Here is a 17,975-nt window from a genome sequence, read left to right on the forward strand (position 1 = left end):
CGAAGGGGCGGCCACCCGCCCGTCTCGTCGCACGTCTGCTCCTCACCCGGCGCCCACCCGCGTCCTGTGGTGGTCGCCGGGTGTCCGGCGGTCAGATCCAGTTCAGGTTCCACAGGCGGAAGACGCCCGTGCTGTCCGTGAGGTACTGGGCTCCGCCCACGTCCTCGCTGCTGAGGACGTAGTCGGTGCGCTGCCACAGCGGGATCAGCGGGACGTCGTTCGCCACGTCCGTCTGGACGGTGCGGAAGTACTCCTCGGCCCGGCTGCGGTCGGCGTACTGCTGGCTGTCCCGGAGAAGGTTGTCGACGGCCTTGTTGCTGTAGCCGGTGCTCATCACGGAGTCGCTGCCGACCAGGGAGGAGCCGAAGGTGTCCGGGTCGGGATAGTCGGCGACCCAGCCGACCGCCCAGGCGTCCATCTTCCCCTGGGCCCACGACTTCTGGAAGTCGGTCCACTCGTAGCCCTTGACGTCGACCTTGAACAGGCCGCCCGCCTCCAGCTGCTTCTTCAGCGCGGCGGCCTCCTCGGCTCCCGCGCCGTGGCCGATGCCGTAGCCGAAGGAGAACTCGACGGGGGTGCTGACGCCGGCCTGTTCCAGGAGTGCCTTCGCCTTGGCGACGCTCTGGGTCGGGTAGGTGTCGAAGAAGGACGTGGTGTGGCCGGTGAGGCCGCTCGGGATCAGCGAGTAGAGCGGCTGCACCGTGCCGTCGTACACGGACGCGGCCAGGTCCTCGCGGTTGACCAGCCAGGCGAGGGCCCGGCGGACCAGCACGTCGTGCAGGGGCGAGGTCTTGCGGGTGTTCAGGTACAGGTTGCGGGTCTCGGAGCTGTCCGACTCCAGGACGCGCTGGTCGGGGTCGCTCGGCGACAGCTTCGACACCATGGCGGGCGGCAGCGTCCGGGTCGCCACGTCGACCTGCTTGGCCTGGTACGCACTGGCGAGCTTGGCGGAGTCGGCGTAGTACCGCAGCTCGACGGGGCGGCCGGTGCCGCTCAGCTCGCCCTTGTAGCGGCTGTTGGGCGCCAGCGTCGCCTGCTTGTCCTTCGTGTACGACGTCAGGGTGTACGGGCCGGTGCCGTCCACCGCGTCGCCGCCGCGCAGGCCGTCCGCCGGGTACTTGTCCTTGTCGACGATCGCGCCGGCGCCGGTGGCCAGCTTGAACGGGAACGTCGCGTCCGGGGACGACAGGTGGAAGGTGACGGTCCTGCCCGAGACGGTCACCGAGCCGAGCGTCGAGAGCAGGGAGGCCGGGCCGACATCGGAGTTGATCTTCTTGACCCGGTCGAAGGAGTACTTCACGTCCTCGGCGGTCATCGCCCGGCCGCTCGGGAAGGTGATCCCGTCGCGCACCACGCAGCGGTACGTCCGCAGTCCGGAGCCCGTGAAGTCACAGCTCTTCGCCGCGTCCGGGACGGGCTGGGCACCGCCGGGCGCGAAGGTGAGCAGTGTCTGGAAGACGTTGTTGAACAACGCCCAGGAACCGGCGTCGTAGGCGCCGGCCGGATCGAGCGAGGTGACGGCGTCGGTCGTGCCGACGGTGATCGTCTTGTTGTTGTTCTGCGACGGCAGCAGCTGCCAGCCACCGATCCCCACGACCGCCAGAACGACGAGTGTCGCGAGAATCCGCATGCGAACAGATCGCATGGTCGGTGCCCTCCCCAGGACCAGCACGGGTCCGTTCCAGGCCCTACCCAGGCCCTCCCCAAGCGCCACTCCCCTAAGTGACGCGGCTCACCTAACCACAGGTGTTTCGTGTGGGGGAAGAGTGATCTGACTAGATGAGGAAGAACTTACCGAGAGCGTGTTTCCCCCGGATTTCACAGCTCTTGCACAGCGGGCGCGCGGGACCGCGGGGGGACTCCAGGGGGGCGGTTTCGGTCAGGCCTGTTTCGACGCGAGTTCGATGACCGTGATGTCGGACGGGGCGCCCACCCGGGTGGGCGGGCCCCAGGCGCCGGCGCCCCTGGAGACGTACAACTGGGTGTCGCCGTAGCGGTCCAGGCCGGCGACGGTCGGGTTGGCCGCCGCCGCGATGAAGTTGCCCGGCCAGAGCTGGCCGCCGTGGGTGTGGCCGGAGAGCTGGAGGTCGACGTGGTGCCGGACGGCCTCGTGGACCTGGACGGGCTGATGGGCGAGGAGCACGCAGGCGCGGGCCGGGTCCCGGCCGGCCAGGGCACGGTCGAAATCGGGGCCCTGGCCGGTGCTCTCACCGGCGAGGTCGTTCACTCCGGCGAGGTCGAAGTACGCCAGTTCGGTACGGGCGTTCTCCAGGGGGTGCAGGCCCAGGGTGCGGACCTCTTCGACCCACTGTCGGGCGCCGGAGAAGTACTCGTGGTTTCCGGTGACGAAGTAGCTGCCGTGGCGGGCGGACAGCTGGGCCAGGGGGGCGGCGGCGGGGCCGAGGTCCTTCACGCTGCCGTCGACCAGGTCGCCGACGACGGCGATCAGGTCGGGCTGGGTCGCGTTGATCGTGTCGACGACTCGCTGTGCGAAGCCGCGGCCGAGGACGGGGCCGAGGTGGATGTCGCTCACCACGGCGATGCGGTAGCCGTGGGCGGCGCGGGGGAGTTTGGCCAGGGGAACTGTGACGCGTTTCACGCTTGGGCCGCGGAGTACGCCGTAGGTGCCGAGGCCGACGGTGGTGACGGCGGCGGTGGCGGCCGCGCCGCCGACGACCCGGGAGACGAAGAGGCGGCGGGTGGGGGTGGGAGCAGGCGCGGGATTCTCGGTGCGGGTGAGTTGTTTGAGGGGTGCTTCAGTCTGCGGTGACAGGTGCCCGTCGTCGTGGCCGGTCGCGCCCTCGCGGCGGTAGCCGTAACCCGCATGCAGCCCCGCGCCCCTTTCGGGGCGCTCCGGCTCGGGGCGCTTCCAAGGTGGGCGCTCCAGGAGGCGGCCCAGCAACGGCCTTGCCACCTCCCCCGCCACCACCGCCAGCAGCAGGTACAGCGAGAGCACCATCCACAGGAAGCCGGGCCAGGCGAGCGCCCGCTGGAGAACGAACGGCGCGTGCCCCACCTCCGCGAAGAGCGCCGCGAACATCACCGCCGGGCCGACGACGAACGCGGTGGTGCCGATCCGGCGGGCCTGCCCCCAGCCCGTCGTCGTGTCCCGTATCAGGCGGCGCCAGAGGTACCGGTACAGGGCCGTCACCACGGCCAGGGCGAGGAGCCCGAAGACGATGATCACCCTGCGGTGCCTCTTCCTGTTCCTGTGCGGTCTCTATGACGTGCGGCGCAGTGCGCGTACGCCGCGCAACCCGATGACCCCGATGACCGTCCCCAATACGAAGGACACGACGGCCAGTGCCAGGTGGACCCAGAAGTACGCCGTGGGACGGCCGTTGTCGAAGGCGAGCCCGCTGCCGTCCTTGACGAGGTTCTTGACGAAAGTGATCCAGATGAACCAGCTCCACACCCCGAACGCGAGCAGGAACCAGGAGACCGGACGGCTGAGTTTCACAGAGACAGACCTTTCGTCACCACGCCGGGCCCGCACAGCCGGCCGGGACGGCCGGGGGTCCGGCCCGTCACGGAGTGACCGTGGGATGCTGCGGCCCCCGGGTGGGCACAGCATGGCCTCAGTATCGCCGTTCGCTGTCCTGTTCCGATTCCGGGGTGGGGTCGGTGACGGGACTTCGGTCTCCTCGGCAGGTACGTTCTCGTCCGTGCCCGCACCCAAGCCGATGGCCAGCCGCGCTCTGCTGGTCACCTCCGCCGCCCTGCTCGCCCTGTCGCTCACCGCCCCGGCCGCGCTCGCCGCCCCGAGCCCGTCCGCGACCGCGACCCCGTCCACGACCCCCTCGGCCACTCCCCCGGCGGACATGTCGACGGTGGGCGGTACCCGGCTGGGGCAGCCCGGTACCCAGGTGAACCCGGCCGCCGGGGTGCCGGCGCTGCCGAAGGACATCACCGGGCGCTCCTGGATCGTCTCCGACGCCGAGTCGGGCGAGGTGCTCGCCGCGCACAACGCGCACTGGCGGCTGCCCCCGGCGAGCACCCTGAAGATGCTGTTCGCGGACACGGTGCTGCCCCGGTTCCCGAAGTCCACCCCGCACCGGGTGGTGCCGGCCGACCTCGCGGGCATCGGCGCCGGCTCCAGCATGGTCGGGATAAAGGAAGGCCAGACGTACACGGTCCGCGACCTGTGGCTCGGGGTGTTCCTGCGCTCCGGCAACGACGCCGTGCACGTGCTGTCCGCGATGAACGGCGGGGTCGAGCAGACCGTCCGGGACATGCAGGACCACGCGGACGAGTTGCAGGCGCTGGACACCCATGTGGTCAGTCCGGACGGGTACGACCAGCCGGGGCAGGTCTCGTCGGCGTACGACCTGTCGCTGTTCGCGCGGTCCGGACTTCAGAAGAAGGACTTCCGGGAGTACTGCTCGACCGTGCGGGCCGAGTTCCCGGGTGACACCACGAAGAACGCCAAGGGGCGGCAGGTCCGGGGCTCCTTCGAGATCCAGAACACCAACCGGCTGCTGAGCGGCGACACCGACGTCCCGGTGTACCAGGGCATCGCGGGGGTGAAGAACGGCAACACCACCAACGCGGGCGCCACCTTCACCGGGGTCGCCGAGCGGAACGGCCGGGTGCTGCTGGTCACCGTGATGAACCCGGAGAAGAAGGAGCACAACGAGGTCTACAAGGAGACCGCCAAGCTGTTCGACTGGGGTTTCCAGGCGGCCGGCAAGGTGGCTCCGGTGGGTGAGCTGGTGCCGCCCAAGGGGGCCGTGGTCTCCAGTGCCACGCCGTCGGCCACCGCCGTCGGCAAGAACGACACGAGCTCGAAGCCGGTGGCCGCCGCCTCCGCCCAGGGCTCCGGCGGGGTCGGGGTGGCGCTGGCGGTCGCGGGCGGGGTGGTGGTGCTGCTGGCGGCCGCGGCGTTCCTGGTCAACCGCCGTTGGCCGCTGCCGGATCTGGTGCGCCGACGGACTCGTCCCTGAACTCGGTGGTGGACTCCTCCGCCGTCCAGGCGGCGCAGAAGAGGACGATCCTGGCCGTGAAGTTGATCCACAGCAGCAGGGCGACCGGGACGCCGAACGCGCCGTACATGCTCTTCCCGGCGACGCCCTGGATGTAGCCGCTGAGCAGCAGCTTGAGGAGTTCGAAGCCGACCGCGCCGATCAGGGCGGCGACCAGCAGGCGGCGGCGCGGCGGTTCGACGCCGGGCAGCAGGGTGAGGACGTAGAGCAGGAGCAGGAAGTCGGCCGCCGCCGCGACGAGGAACGCGGCGACACGCAGCAGGAAGCTGCCCCAGCTGTGTTCGGCGATGCCGAGCTGGCGGCCCGTCCAGCCGACCGCCGCCGAGGCGACGGTGGACACGGCGAACGTCACCAGCACCGCGCCGCCGAAGCCGATCAGGATGACGCCGTCCTTGGCCTTGGCGAGGACCGGGTTCTCGTCCTTGTCGGGCAGCTGCCACACCGCGCGCAGGCAGTCCCGCATCTGGCCGACCCAGTTGATGCCGGTGAACAGCAGGACGGCACCGGCGATGAGCCCGACCGTGCCGGCGTTCTGCACCAGGGAGTGGATGTCCAGCCGGTCGGAGATGCCCGGCACCTGGTCGGCGATCTTGTTCTGGAGGTCCTTCTGCTGCGACTCGCTCAGCGTGGCGGCGCCGATCGCGGCGCCCACGGTCAGCAGCGGGAAGAGCGAGACGAAGCTGATGAAGGTCATGGCGGCGGCCAGCCGGGACCACTTCACCCGGTCGAGCCGCTCGTACGACCGCCACGTGTGCGTCGTCATGAGCCGGCCCACGAGGGGGCCGACGACGGGAAGTCTTCTCAGCCAGTCCATGATCCGACTCTGCCCCCTCCGCGGAATACCAATGTGCGGGTACCCCAGAAGCGCAGGATCGTGGCAAGCGCCATGCCGACGACCGCGCCGGAGACGGTGTCGGCGCGCTGCGAGGTGAGTCCGAGTCCGTAGTGGCTGACGGCGAGGCAGACCAGCTGGAGCAGCGCGCCGGCGAGGTTCACGGCGACGAAGACCGCGTAGGGGCGCACACCGGTCGCGCGCGTGTGGCGGTAGGTGCCGCGGGCGTTGCCGAGGTAGGCGACCGTGCAGCCGGCCACGAAGGACAGGGACTTGGCGGTGAGCGGGTCGAGGGCGGCCGGGCCGCGCAGCCAGCTGAACAGGCCGAGGTCGGCGGCGTAGGCGAGCAGGCCGACGGCCGCGAAGCTGATCAGCTCGCGCGGGGGCGCGGTCACCAGTGGGCCACCGCGAGGCCGTACATCGCCAGCCAGACCAGGCCGATCAGGGCGAGGGCGCGGTCGCGCAGGACGACCTCCTCGGGTTCGCCGGCGGTGCCGCGGTCGGCGAAGACGGCGTAGCGGAGGATCGCCAGGATGAAGGCGACCATGGACAGCTGGCGCCAGGGCAGCAGGCCGGCGGCGGGACCGTCGCGGCCCTCCAGGGCCCACAGGCAGTAGGCGAGGACGGCGACCCCGGCGGCCAGCTGCCAGACGAAGCGGAGGTAGCCGGTGGTGTACTCGGTGAGCAGCGCGCGGGTGACACCGGCCTTCCCGGCCATCTGCACGGCCTCGGAGTAGCGCTTGGCCGACACCATGAAGAGGGCGCCGAAGCCGGTGGTGATCAGAAACCAGCGGGACAGCGGGATGCCGAGGGCGACCCCGCCGATCATCGCCCGCATCAGGAAGCCGGTGGTGACGACGACGAGGTCGACGACCAGGACGTGCTTCAGGACGACGCAGTACGCCAGTTGCATGCCCAGGTAGGCGATCAGGAGGGCGGGGACCAGGGGCGGGGTCAGGCGGGCCGCGAGCAGCGGACCGAGCACCGCCAGGACGCCTCCGACGGCGTAGGCGACGGGGACCGGGACCTGCCCGGCGGCGACCGGGCGGCGGCACTTGGTGGGGTGGGCTCGGTCGGCCTCGGCGTCCCGGGCGTCGTTGATCAGGTAGACGGCGGCGGCGCAGGCCGTGAAGAGCGCGAAGACCAGGCTGAGGCGGAGCAGGGCGGGCTGGGAGAAGAGCCGGCCGGCGGCGGCCGGGGCGGCGATGACAAGGGTGTTCTTCACCCACTGCTTGGGGCGGGTGGTCTTCAGCAGGCCGCGGAGCACGCCGGGGAGGGTGACGGCGGTCCGGGGCGGCACGGGTGGCCGGGCGGCGCGGGCGCGCTGCCCGTGCAGAGTCGTTTCAGCGGCCCCCTCCGGCCGCCTTGCCTCGGCAGCCTCCTGCGCGGCGGCGTGCGCGGTCTCAGTCACGCCCGCCTCCGCTCATCCAGCGCGCCCCGGCGCGGGCCGTGAGCGCCCCCAGGGCCGCGCCCGCCGCCACGTCCGTCGGGAAGTGCACCCCGACGACCAGCCGGGACAGGCACATGGCGGCCGCGAGCGGCGCGAGGGCGGGCGCTCCGAGCGCCCCGAACGCGACGGCGGCCGCCGTGGCGGAGGTGGCGTGCGAGCTGGGGAAGGAGTGCCGGCCCGCGGTGCGCATCCGGGGCCGGACATGCGCGGGGCGTGCCCGGCGCACGACCCGTTTGACGCCCATACTGCCGAGGTGCGCGCCCGCGACCAGCGCCGTGCCGCGCAACCAGGCGCCGCGCCGCGCGCCGTCCACGGCGGCACCGGTGAGGCCCGCCGCGAGCCAGAGCGCGCCGTGCTCACCGGCGAGGGAGAGCCCGCGCGCGGCCGACGCGACGCGTGGATCGGCGCCGCAGGCGTGCAGCACGGAGAGGATCCGGTGGTCCATGTCGTCCATTGGACTCACTGTTCACCTTCACCCCGCCAAAGCTACGACCGTATGGAGCGACATTCGGATAATCACCCGTTTCGAGGAGTCGGGTGATCTTCCATAACCAATCCCCTATAGCTGACATAACACCCATACGGCAGCGATACGGTCGTCCTCATGCCTGGAAAGCCTGAAGGGCCCGCAGGTCCCGCCGCGCCCGAGACCACCGTCCCGGTCACCGGCTGGGGCCGCACCGCCCCCACCGCCGCCCGTCTGATCCGCCCCCGGACCTACCAGGAGGCGGCGGACGCGATCCGCACCTGCGGAGCGCGCGGCGGTATCGCGCGGGGCCTCGGGCGGGCCTACGGCGACGCGGCGCAGAACGCCGGCGGTGCCGTGCTCGACATGACGGGCCTCGACCGCATCCACGCCATCGACGCCGACGGCGGCACCGTGCTGTGCGACGCAGGGGTCTCGTTGCACCGCCTGATGGAGGTGCTGCTGCCGCTCGGCTGGTTCGTCCCGGTGACCCCGGGGACCCGCCAGGTGACGGTGGGCGGCGCGATCGGCGCCGACATCCACGGCAAGAACCACCATGTCTCGGGATCGTTCTCCCGTCACGTGCTGTCCTTCGAACTCCTCACCGCCGACGGCCAGGTCCGCACGGTGAGCCGCGGCACCCCGCTGTTCGACGCGACGGCCGGCGGCATGGGTCTGACCGGGGTGATCCTCACGGCGACCGTCCGCCTCCTCCCCGTCGAGACGTCGTACATGTCCGTCGACAGCGAACGCGCCACCGACCTCGACGACCTGATGGCCCGGCTGACCGCCACCGACCACCGCTACCGCTACTCGGTCGCCTGGATCGACCTGCTGGCGCGCGGGGCGGCTACCGGGCGCGCGGTGCTCACGCGCGGCGACCACGCGCCCCGGGAGGCGCTCGGCAAGCGCACCCGCGCCGGGCGCGCCCCGCTGGCCTTCCGCCCCCGCGAGCTCCCGCCCGTCCCCGCCCACGTCCCCGGCGGCCTCCTGGGCCGCACCACCGTCGGCCTCTTCAACGAGCTCTGGTACCGCAAGGCGCCACGCGCGCGCATCGGCCAACTCCAGCGCGTCTCCGCCTTCTTCCATCCCCTGGACGGCGTCCCGCACTGGAACCGCGTCTACGGCCGGGCCGGCTTCGTCCAGTACCAGTTCGTCGTCGGCCACGGCCAGGAGGCCGCCCTGCGCCGGATCGTGGCCCGGATCTCCGAGCGCCGCTGCCCGTCCTTCCTGGCCGTGCTCAAACGCTTCGGCGACGCCGACCCCGGCTGGCTCTCCTTCCCCGTGCCCGGCTGGACCCTCGCCCTGGACATCCCGGCCGCCCTGCCCGGCCTCGGGGCCTTCCTCGACGAACTGGACGAGGAGGTCGCGGGCGCCGGCGGCCGCGTCTACCTCGCCAAGGACGCCCGGCTGCGCCCCGAACTGCTCACCGCGATGTACCCACGCCTCGACGAATTCCGTTCCCTGCGGGCCGCGTTGGACCCGCACGGGGTGTTCGTCTCCGACCTGTCCCGCCGTCTCGGTCTCTAGTCCTCCTCCAGCCCTCAGGAGTCGCAGTGAAGGACGCCTTCGGAATGCCCCAGTCCCTGCTCGTCCTCGGCGGTACGTCGGAGATCGCGCTGGCCACCGCGCGCCGGCTGATCGCCCGCCGCACCCGCACGGTCTGGCTGGCCGGCCGCCCCTCCCCCGCGCTCGACCAGGCCGCCGCGCAACTGCGCGCCCTCGGCCCCGACGTCCACACCGTCCCCTTCGACGCGCTCGACCCCGAGTCCCACGAGACGGCCCTCGGCAAGGTGTTCGCCGACGGCGACGTCGACCTGGTCCTGCTCGCCTTCGGCATCCTCGGCGACCAGGCGACGGACGAGCGGGAGCCGGTGAACGCCGTGCGCGTCGCGCAGACCAACTACACGGGAGCCGTCTCGGCGGGCCTGGTCAGCGCGAGGGCCCTCCAGACGCAGGGCCACGGTTCGCTGGTCGTCCTGTCGTCCGTCGCCGGGGAGCGGGCCCGCCGCTCCAACTTCATCTACGGCTCCAGCAAGGCGGGCCTGGACGCCTTCGCCCAGGGCCTCGGCGACGCGTTGCACGGGACGGGCGTGCACGTGATGGTCGTACGGCCCGGTTTCGTGAGGACGAGGATGACGGCGGGACTGGACGAAGCGCCCCTGGCCACGACCCCGGAGGCGGTGGCGGCGGCCATCGAGGTGGGGCTGCGCAGGCGCTCGGAGGTGGTGTGGGTGCCGGGGGCGCTGCGGGTGGTGATGTCGGCGCTGAGGCACGCGCCGCGGAGCGTGTTTCGGAGACTGCCGATCTGAAGCGCCCCGTGAGGGGCGCGGGGCTGTATCGAACATGCGGCTCCGCCGCGTGGGCGCGACCAGCCCCCAACCGGCCCGCGGCTACCGACTCGCGATACTCCCCCGCTCCACATGCCCCACCTGAGGAGGCACGACAGCGCCCCCGAAAGCGTAGTCACGCAGTTTCCGCCACACCCCGTCCGCGCCCTGCTCGTACAGCGCGAACCCCATGCAGGACCACTCGGCCTCGTAGTCGGCGAGTTCGGCGAACGCCCGGTCCATCGCGGCCTCGTCGATCCCGTGAGCGACGGTCACATGCGGGTGGTACGGGAACTGCAACTCACGGTCGAGCGGCCCCGACGCGTCCCGCACCCGCCGCTGCAACCAGGCACAGTCGTCCGCGCCCTGGACCACCCGGACGTACACCACCGGCGACAGCGGCCGGAAGGTACCCGTACCGCACAACCGCATCGGAAACGGCCGGCCCACCGCGGCGACCTCGCTCAGGTGGGCCTCCACCGCGGCCAGCGCCCCCGCCTCGACCTCCGTCGGCGGCAGCAGGGTCACGTGCGTGGGGATGCCGTGGGCCGCGGCGTCGCCGAAGCCCGCGCGCCGCTCCTGGAGCAGGCTGCCATGAGGCTCCGGGACCGCGATCGACACGCCGATCGTTACGGTCCCCACGTCATCTCCCGTCGGTCGTGGTGGGCGGAGGCATGTCGGGTTCGTACCCGGCCGTCCGGCTATCGACTTTACGGCCACGGCCGCCTCCCGGGCAGCCGTGGCCGAAGTGATGTGCAGCGCTTCGCTTCGCTCAGTGCTTGGCGGGCAGGAAGCCGACCCTGTCGTAAGCGTGGGCCAGGGTCTCGGCGGCGACCGCGCGGGCCTTCTCCGCGCCCTTGGCCAGGATCGAGTCGAGGGTCTCCGAGTCGTCCAGGTACTGCTGGGTCCGCTCGCGGAACGGGGTGACGAAGTCGACCATGATCTCGGCGAGGTCCGTCTTGAGCGCGCCGTACATCTTGCCCTCGTACTCCTGCTCCAGCTCGGCGATCGACTTGCCGGTGAGGGTGGAGTGGATGGTGAGCAGGTTGGAGACGCCCGGCTTGTTCTCGGCGTCGTAGCGGATCACGGTGTCCGTGTCGGTGACCGCGCTCCTGACCTTCTTCGCGGTCGCCTTCGGGTCGTCGAGGAGGTTGATGAGGCCCTTCGGCGTGGACGCCGACTTGCTCATCTTGATCGCCGGGTCCTGGAGGTCGTAGATCTTCGCCGTCTCCTTCAGGATGTACGGCTTCGGGATGGTGAAGGTCTCGCCGAACCGGCCGTTGAAGCGCTCGGCGAGGTCCCGGGTGAGCTCGACGTGCTGGCGCTGGTCCTCGCCGACCGGCACCTCGTTGGCCTGGTAGAGCAGGATGTCGGCGACCTGGAGGATCGGGTAGGTGAACAGGCCGACGCTCGCGCGCTCCGCGCCCTGCCTGGCGGCCTTGTCCTTGAACTGGGTCATGCGGCTGGCCTCGCCGAAGCCGGTGAGGCAGTTCATGACCCAGGCGAGCTGGGCGTGCTCGGGCACATGGCTCTGCACGAAGAGGGTGCAGCGGTCGGGGTCCAGGCCGGCCGCGAGCAGCTGGGCGGCGGCGAGCCGGGTGTTGGCGCGCAGGTCGGCGGGGTCCTGCGGGACCGTGATCGCGTGCAGGTCGACGACCATGTAGAAGGCGTCGTGGGTCTCCTGGAGGGCTACCCACTGGCGGACGGCGCCGAGGTAGTTGCCGAGGTGGAACGAGCCGGCGGTGGGCTGGATGCCGGAGAGCACGCGGGGTCGATCAGAGGCCATGTCCACCATTCTCTCAGAGGGCGAGGGTGGGATTGGCCCGGCGGTGGGGGTGGTTCCGGAGCACGGGGGACTGCGGGCCGGTCGTGGCTGGTCGCGCCCCGCGGCGGAGCCGCACATGAATGCGGCCCCGCGCCCTGCGGGGCGCACTGCCCCTGACCGGCGTCGATCAGCCGAGGTCGATCTCGGGGTACAGCGGGAAGCCGGCGACCAGGTCCGTCGCCCGCTGGGCGATCTCCGTCGAGACCTTCTCGTCGAGGACGTGGGAGGCCTTGCTCGGCGCGCCCGACTTCGTCGTGCCCGGCTCGGTCGCCGTCAGGACGCGGTCGATCAGGCCCGCGACCTCGTCCATCTCGGCCGTGCCGAGGCCGCGGGTGGTGAGCGCCGGGGTGCCGATGCGGATGCCGGAGGTGTACCAGGCGCCGTTCGGGTCGGCCGGGATCGCGTTGCGGTTCGTCACGATGCCGGAGTCGAGGAGGGCGGACTCGGCCTGGCGGCCGGTGAGGCCGTACGACGTCTCGACGTCGATCAGGTTGAGGTGGTTGTCCGTGCCGCCCGTCACCAGCGTGGCGCCCCGGCGCATCAGGCCCTCGGCGAGCGCGCGCGAGTTGTCGACGATGCGCTGGGCGTAGTCCTGGAAGGCGGGCTGCCGGGCCTCGGCCAGGGCGACGGCCTTGGCGGCCATGACGTGCGGGAGGGGGCCGCCGAGGACCATCGGGCAGCCGCGGTCGACCTGGTCCTTGAGGGAGTCGTCGCACAGGACCATGCCGCCCCGCGGGCCGCGCAGCGACTTGTGGGTGGTCGTGGTCACGATCTGGGCGTGCGGGACCGGGTCGAAGTCGCCGGTCAGGACCTTGCCGGCGACCAGGCCCGCGAAGTGCGCCATGTCGACCATGAGGGTCGCGCCGACCTCGTCGGCGATCTCGCGCATGATCCGGAAGTTCACCAGACGGGGGTACGCCGAGTAGCCCGCGACGATGATCAGCGGCTTGAAGTCCCGGGCCTGCACGCGCAGCGCGTCGTAGTCGATCAGGCCGGTGGCCGGGTCGGTGCCGTAGGAGCGCTGGTCGAACATCTTGCCCGAGATGTTGGGACGGAAGCCGTGGGTGAGGTGGCCGCCGGCGTCCAGGGACATGCCGAGCATCCGCTGGTTGCCGAAGGCCTGGCGCAGCTCGGCCCAGTCGGCCTCGGAGAGGTCGTTGACCTGGCGGACGCCGGCCTTCTGGAGGAAGGGGACCTCGACGCGGTCGGCGAGGACGGCCCAGAAGGCGACCAGGTTGGCGTCGATACCGGAATGCGGCTGGACGTAGGCGTGCCGGGCGCCGAACAGCTCGCGGGCGTGCTCGGCGGCGAGCGCCTCGACGGTGTCGACGTTGCGGCAGCCGGCGTAGAAGCGGCGGCCGACCGTGCCCTCGGCGTACTTGTCGCTGAACCAGTTGCCCATCGCGAGCAGGGTCGCCGGGGAGGCGTAGTTCTCGGAGGCGATCAGCTTGAGCATCTCGCGCTGGTCGGCGACCTCCTGGCGGATGGCGTCGGCGACCCGCGGCTCGACGGCACGGATCACGTCGAGGGCGGCGCGGTAGGCCTTGGACTCGGTGGACAGGGGCGCGGACGTGTCAGACATTCGGGACCTCCGGACATGGCGTTCGGCATTCACGGTTCGGCCCAGGCGCACGGCACTCGGTCATGACGCGGGCCGCTTCCCGATGGTCGGTCCCATCCTCGGAGTCCGCCGTCAGACCCCAGCGCGCCAGTCACGGCCCGCAGGTCACATTACCGGGCACGCCGGGCCGCAGGGCCGTGGCGTCCACCAGTCGGGCAGGGGCAGAGGGTAGGAAAGGTGGCAATCCCGCCGCGTCCCCTGGAGTCGCCGTGACCACTACGGAAGCCCTCATCGCCGCCGCCGACGCGCACAGCGCGCACAACTACCACCCGCTGCCGGTGGTGATCGCGACGGCCGAGGGGGCCTGGATGACGGATGTCGAGGGGCGCCGGTACCTGGACTTCCTGGCCGGCTATTCGGCGCTGAACTTCGGGCACGGCCACCCGCGGCTGGTCGCGGCGGCGAAGGCGCAGCTGGAGCGGGTGACGCTGACGTCGCGGGCGTTCCACCACGACCGGTTCGCCGCGTTCTGCACCCAGCTGGCCGAGCTGTGCGGGAAGGAGATGGTGCTGCCGATGAACACGGGGGCGGAGGCCGTGGAGACGGCGGTGAAGACCGCCCGGAAGTGGGGGTACCGGGTCAAGGGCGTGCCGGCGGAGATGGCGAAGGTGGTGGTCGCCGCCGGGAACTTCCACGGGCGTACGACGACCGTGATCAGCTTCTCGACCGATCCGGAGGCGCGGGCGGACTTCGGGCCGTACACGCCGGGCTTCGAGATCGTGCCGTACGGGGACCTGACGGCGATGCGGTCCGCGGTGACCGAGAACACGGTCGCGGTGCTGCTGGAGCCGATCCAGGGCGAGGCGGGGGTCGTGGTGCCGCCGGCCGGCTATCTGGCGGGGGTGCGGGAGCTGACGCGGCAGCGGGGGGTGCTGTTCGTCGCGGACGAGATCCAGTCGGGGCTGGGACGGACCGGACGGACCTTCGCGTGCGAGCACGAGGGGGTCGTACCGGATGTGTACGTCCTCGGGAAGGCGCTGGGGGGCGGGGTGCTGCCGGTGTCGGCGGTGGTGGCGGACGCGGAGGTGCTCGGGGTGTTCCGGCCCGGGGAGCACGGGTCCACCTTCGGGGGGAATCCGCTGGCCTGTGCGGTGGGGCTGGAGGTGATCGCGATGCTGCGGACCGGGGAGTTCCAGGAGCGGGCGGCCGAGCTGGGGGAACTGCTGCACCGGCGGCTGGCGGAGATGACCGGGAGCGGACGGGTGACGGCGGTGCGGGGCCGGGGGCTGTGGGCCGGGGTGGACGTGGATCCGGCAGTGGGGTCGGGGCGGGCGGTTTCGGAGCGGCTGATGGAGCGGGGGGTACTGGTGAAGGACGCCCACGGGGCGACGGTGCGGGTGGCTCCGCCGCTGGTGGTCGAGGAGGAGGATCTGGAGTGGGGGGTCGAGCAGTTGTGGGAGGTGCTGAGCGCCTGAAGGCCTCCCCTGCGCGGCTCCGCGATCCCTTCGCCGCCCCCGGACACCTGTGGTCAGCCGCCCGGCCGCGTCCCGTACCGGCCGAGGCCGGCACCTGGCTGAGAAGGTTGCGGGCGTAATGCGTGCGGCATCGCTGCCAGGAAGCGCCGGGCAGGACCGCGCCGATGGCGTCGGCCAGGCCGGCGTGGGCGTCGGAGATGACGAGCTGGACGCCGGACAGGCCGCGGACCCACCCGGCCCTGGTCAGGCAAACGACCCGACATCACGCTTTCAAGTTCAGTAGCAGGCCTCGGTTACAGCTCAGCCTCTCCACAAGGCACCGCCCACCGCACCGTTGAAGGCGTCGCCGCCCTCCGCCCGCGTCACGGCCAACGCCGATCGCCGACCTGACCTGGCATTAGGACGAACCTAGGACGGTCCAAGGACCCGCGTCCGTAGCGTCCCCACGGGGTCACTGATGCACTTCATGCTTTCGCTCGGGACTCAGCTCAGGCCCAGGAAGCCCCATGGGCACACCCCGGCGGAAACAGGGACACGCACACGATCGGAGATTGAAGATGGCACGAAAGTGGAGGCGGACCAGAAGCTTCGCCACGGTCCTGGCCGTAGGCGTATCAGCCCTTACCCTCGGCATGCAAAGCGCGAGCGCAACCCTCAACATCCCGAGCACTACCCTGCAGAACAATGCCAGCGGCTACTGCGTCATCGAACGCAACTCTTCGTCGGCCGGCATAGGCGACTCCTGCGGCTACGGTGGCACGTACTTTCGCATCATCAGCGCCGCCCCCGACGCCGGAGGCGCCGCCTACGTGCAGATCCAGACCACCGCAGACGACCCGAGCGGCCCTGGCTACTGCCTGTACGCCGTCGGACCGGGCACCGGCCCCTCTGGCGCCTCTGCCGGTTCCTCCGACGTGGAATTGATCCCCTGCTCGTACAACGACCCCCGTTCCATATGGGCTGTGGCCAGGGCCGGAGCCACCACCAACGGCTGGACCCCCGAGACGTTCTTCACCTTCGACGGGCGCGTCTGCCTGGACGGCGGTTTCGGGACCCTGTACGCCTATCGCGAGGAGGGCTGCAACGGCGGCAACGCCTGGCAGAGGTGGACTGTGTACACCGGCTGACCACTCAGCCCAGAAATACCGGCGCAATGGGTCGGCCTACCCCACGAAAGGTCTTCCCATAATTGATCTCCGGGGCCTGTAGGGGGCGATACGCCCTGCCGCGCCGCTGGCTACCCCATGGTCTTGGCGCCGTCCAGGGACTCGCGGATGATGTCGGCGTGGCCGGCGTGCTGGGCGGTCTCGGCGATGATGTGCATCAGTACCCGGCGGGCCGACCATCGCGCGCCCGGCTCTGACCACGGGGCCTTCGGCAGTGGTTGGGTGGCGTCCAGGTCGGGGAGGGTGGCGACCAGTTCGTCGGTTCGGCGGGCTGCCTCGGCGTAGTCGGCGAGCACGCCGGTCAGCGTCTCGCCGGGCAGCATCCGGAACTCGTCGGCCCGTCGGGCCCAGTCGGCCTCGGTCATGGTGGTGAAGTCGGGCATCGCCGACGGGCCCTCCAGGATGAACGGCGCCCAGGCTCGCTCGACCGCGGTGACATGTTTGATCAGGCCGCCCAGGCACAGCTGACTGACGGTGGTCCGGCGCCCGGCCTGCTCATCGGTGAGGTCACGGGTGGTGAATCGCAAGAACTGCCGGTGCTTGGCCAGGACCTCCAGCAAGTCGGCGCGCTCGCCGGTGGCGGTGGGCTCATGGGCCGAGTCGTGCGTGGCCAGTTGGGTGACAGTGGTCTCGCTCATTGGTCGCTCTGCCTTCCGTGGTTCGTGTTCAGCCGGGCCAGAAGGACACTAGGAGACATGGAGGCCAGATCCTGACCTAAATGACCGGAGGGTGAGGATGCCGAGGCTTGACCTGGTGCTTCACCTGTCGGGGTGGCGGGATCTGAACCCACGCCCCCTTCGTCCCGAAGCAACCTGTATGGGGCATCCGCCTTGGGCGGGTGACTCTCTCCGCTCAGTCGCACACCGGACCAGGATCCACACCGGACGCCTGCTCCGACGGGGCGAAGGTTCGCTGATGCGGCACTAGAGGCCACCGCCAAGGGCGCACTTGTCATGTCCAGGTAAGAAAATCATGTGAAGCCGCCGGAGATCCTGTCCGCGCCCCGCGTCCCGCGGGTACCGTCCAGCCTGCCCGTTGCTGAACGATCAACTTCGATTCTACGCGCGCAGAACCGTCCATGACCGGCGGATCCGGCCATGGACGACCGACGCACCACCCGCACCGCCATCCCTCTCGCACCCCCACCGATGGAGGAATGACAGATGCCCGGCTTCGCCGCCTCGCGCCGCAAACTCACCACGGCCCTGGCCGTGCTCGGCCTGTTCACGGCCGGGGCAGCCGTCCAGGCCACCAGCGCCGCCACCCCCGCCCGCGCGGCCACCACCTACAACGTCCTCTTCGACGACGGCCACGCCGAGGAGGCCGGCAACGCGGACTGGATCATCTCCACCAGCAAGCCCGACCCGCTCGCCCAGAACTCCTCCCCCTCCTCGGACAAGGACTGGACCGGCGCCCTGTCGTCCTGGGGCGTCGCCCTCCAGAAGACCGGTGACTACAGCCTGAAGACCGCCACCAGCGCGCTGACGTACGGCGGTTCCTCCGCGACCGACCTGTCCAAGTTCGACGCCCTCGTCCTGCCCGAGCCCAACACCAAGTTCACCACCGCCGAGAAGACGGCGATCATGAACTTCGTGAAGGCCGGCGGCGGACTGTTCATGATCTCCGACCACACCGGCGCCGACCGCAACAACGACGGCTACGACGCGGTCGAGATCCTCAACGACCTGATGACGAACAACAGCGTCGACTCGACCGACCCGTTCGGCTTCTCGATCGACTCGCTGAACATCAGCTCCGGCTACCCGAAGGCCGTCAGCGACAGCGGCAACGCGGTGCTGAACGGCTCCTTCGGCACCGTCACCAAGAGCCTGATCGCCAACGGGACGACGGCGACCCTCAAGCCCTCCGACAACGCGAACGTCAAGGG

General features: G+C 71.0%; 16 protein-coding genes, 2 pseudogenes and 1 riboswitch. Of the genes and pseudogenes, 6 read left to right on the forward strand and 12 right to left on the reverse strand.

Annotated features, from left to right (window positions below):
- Nucleotides 1–91: 91 nt before the first annotated feature.
- The 3 genes from AB0P24_RS15250 to AB0P24_RS15260 form a co-directional block, all read right to left on the reverse strand.
- Nucleotides 92–1,645 carry an ABC transporter substrate-binding protein gene (locus tag AB0P24_RS15250; protein ID WP_365793986.1) on the reverse strand — a complete coding sequence of 518 codons (1,554 nt, stop codon included), beginning with the start codon at nucleotides 1,643–1,645 and terminating at the stop codon, nucleotides 92–94.
- 234 nt (nucleotides 1,646–1,879) lie between these two features.
- Nucleotides 1,880–3,187 carry a metallophosphoesterase gene (locus tag AB0P24_RS15255; protein WP_365793988.1) on the reverse strand — a complete coding sequence of 436 codons (1,308 nt, stop codon included), beginning with the start codon at nucleotides 3,185–3,187 and terminating at the stop codon, nucleotides 1,880–1,882.
- 33 nt (nucleotides 3,188–3,220) lie between these two features.
- A complete protein-coding gene (locus AB0P24_RS15260) occupies nucleotides 3,221–3,460 on the reverse strand; it encodes an SCO4848 family membrane protein (protein ID WP_181805540.1) in 240 nt (79 codons plus the stop codon).
- A gap of 205 nt (nucleotides 3,461–3,665) precedes the next feature.
- Here AB0P24_RS15260 and AB0P24_RS15265 point away from each other — a divergent pair, with 205 nt between their 5' ends.
- Nucleotides 3,666–4,943, forward strand: coding sequence for a D-alanyl-D-alanine carboxypeptidase (locus AB0P24_RS15265; protein ID WP_365793990.1), 1,278 nt, complete (start codon nucleotides 3,666–3,668; stop codon nucleotides 4,941–4,943).
- Here the strand turns inward: AB0P24_RS15265 and AB0P24_RS15270 are convergent.
- The 4 genes from AB0P24_RS15270 to AB0P24_RS15285 all read right to left on the reverse strand — a co-directional run bounded on the left by AB0P24_RS15270 (nucleotide 4,891) and on the right by AB0P24_RS15285 (nucleotide 7,718).
- Nucleotides 4,891–5,796, reverse strand: coding sequence for a YihY/virulence factor BrkB family protein (locus AB0P24_RS15270; RefSeq protein ID WP_365793992.1), 906 nt, complete (start codon nucleotides 5,794–5,796; stop codon nucleotides 4,891–4,893). The genes AB0P24_RS15265 and AB0P24_RS15270 overlap by 53 nt on opposite strands.
- Nucleotides 5,784–6,209, reverse strand: a complete 426-nt coding sequence (locus AB0P24_RS15275) for a GtrA family protein (RefSeq protein WP_365793994.1) — start codon at nucleotides 6,207–6,209, stop codon at nucleotides 5,784–5,786. The genes AB0P24_RS15270 and AB0P24_RS15275 overlap by 13 nt, the downstream gene beginning before the upstream one ends.
- Nucleotides 6,206–7,114, reverse strand: a complete 909-nt coding sequence (locus AB0P24_RS15280) for a decaprenyl-phosphate phosphoribosyltransferase (protein WP_365794034.1) — start codon at nucleotides 7,112–7,114, stop codon at nucleotides 6,206–6,208. The genes AB0P24_RS15275 and AB0P24_RS15280 overlap by 4 nt, the downstream gene beginning before the upstream one ends.
- A gap of 103 nt (nucleotides 7,115–7,217) precedes the next feature.
- Nucleotides 7,218–7,718: a phosphatase PAP2 family protein gene (locus AB0P24_RS15285; protein ID WP_365793996.1), complete on the reverse strand. Its 501-nt coding sequence runs from the start codon at nucleotides 7,716–7,718 to the stop codon at nucleotides 7,218–7,220.
- 150 nt (nucleotides 7,719–7,868) lie between these two features.
- Between AB0P24_RS15285 and AB0P24_RS15290 the strand changes: the two genes are divergently transcribed.
- Entirely contained in the window at nucleotides 7,869–9,260 is a 1,392-nt protein-coding gene (locus tag AB0P24_RS15290) for an FAD-binding oxidoreductase (RefSeq protein WP_365793998.1), read from the forward strand.
- Between the two features lie 26 nt (nucleotides 9,261–9,286).
- Nucleotides 9,287–10,042 carry a decaprenylphospho-beta-D-erythro-pentofuranosid-2-ulose 2-reductase gene (locus tag AB0P24_RS15295; protein WP_365794000.1) on the forward strand — a complete coding sequence of 252 codons (756 nt, stop codon included), beginning with the start codon at nucleotides 9,287–9,289 and terminating at the stop codon, nucleotides 10,040–10,042.
- An 81-nt stretch (nucleotides 10,043–10,123) separates the two neighbouring features.
- On the opposite strand, the gene AB0P24_RS15300 is transcribed toward AB0P24_RS15295, so the two are convergent.
- The 3 genes from AB0P24_RS15300 to AB0P24_RS15310 form a co-directional block, all read right to left on the reverse strand.
- Nucleotides 10,124–10,702 (reverse strand): 2'-5' RNA ligase family protein, encoded by a 579-nt coding sequence (locus AB0P24_RS15300; RefSeq protein ID WP_365794002.1) that lies wholly within the window; start codon nucleotides 10,700–10,702, stop codon nucleotides 10,124–10,126.
- A 130-nt stretch (nucleotides 10,703–10,832) separates the two neighbouring features.
- Nucleotides 10,833–11,846 (reverse strand): tryptophan--tRNA ligase, encoded by a 1,014-nt coding sequence (gene trpS / locus AB0P24_RS15305; protein WP_365794004.1) that lies wholly within the window; start codon nucleotides 11,844–11,846, stop codon nucleotides 10,833–10,835.
- Between the two features lie 166 nt (nucleotides 11,847–12,012).
- On the reverse strand, nucleotides 12,013–13,467 hold the full coding sequence (locus tag AB0P24_RS15310) for a glycine hydroxymethyltransferase (protein ID WP_365794006.1): 1,455 nt from the start codon (nucleotides 13,465–13,467) through the stop codon (nucleotides 12,013–12,015).
- A gap of 32 nt (nucleotides 13,468–13,499) precedes the next feature.
- Nucleotides 13,500–13,611, reverse strand: a riboswitch (ZMP/ZTP riboswitch).
- A gap of 104 nt (nucleotides 13,612–13,715) precedes the next feature.
- Here AB0P24_RS15310 and rocD point away from each other — a divergent pair.
- The gene (gene rocD / locus AB0P24_RS15315) at nucleotides 13,716–14,921 is read left to right on the forward strand and encodes an ornithine--oxo-acid transaminase (RefSeq protein ID WP_365794008.1); all 1,206 of its coding nucleotides are present in this window, start codon (nucleotides 13,716–13,718) and stop codon (nucleotides 14,919–14,921) included.
- 88 nt (nucleotides 14,922–15,009) lie between these two features.
- Here rocD and AB0P24_RS15320 read toward each other — a convergent pair.
- Nucleotides 15,010–15,147 (reverse strand): annotated as a pseudogene (locus AB0P24_RS15320) (transposase); the annotation flags it as partial.
- A gap of 406 nt (nucleotides 15,148–15,553) precedes the next feature.
- Here AB0P24_RS15320 and AB0P24_RS15325 point away from each other — a divergent pair.
- Nucleotides 15,554–16,048, forward strand: a complete 495-nt coding sequence (locus tag AB0P24_RS15325) for a hypothetical protein (protein ID WP_365794010.1) — start codon at nucleotides 15,554–15,556, stop codon at nucleotides 16,046–16,048.
- 110 nt (nucleotides 16,049–16,158) lie between these two features.
- Here the strand turns inward: AB0P24_RS15325 and AB0P24_RS15330 are convergent, their stop codons facing one another.
- Nucleotides 16,159–16,725 carry a DinB family protein gene (locus AB0P24_RS15330; RefSeq protein WP_365794012.1) on the reverse strand — a complete coding sequence of 189 codons (567 nt, stop codon included), beginning with the start codon at nucleotides 16,723–16,725 and terminating at the stop codon, nucleotides 16,159–16,161.
- Between the two features lie 525 nt (nucleotides 16,726–17,250).
- Here AB0P24_RS15330 and AB0P24_RS15335 point away from each other — a divergent pair.
- Nucleotides 17,251–17,975 (forward strand): annotated as a pseudogene (locus tag AB0P24_RS15335) (hydrolase); the annotation flags it as partial.

The sequence above is a fragment of the Streptomyces sp. NPDC086519 genome (genome assembly GCF_040686075.1).
Lineage (GTDB): Bacteria > Actinomycetota > Actinomycetes > Streptomycetales > Streptomycetaceae > Streptomyces > Streptomyces shenzhenensis.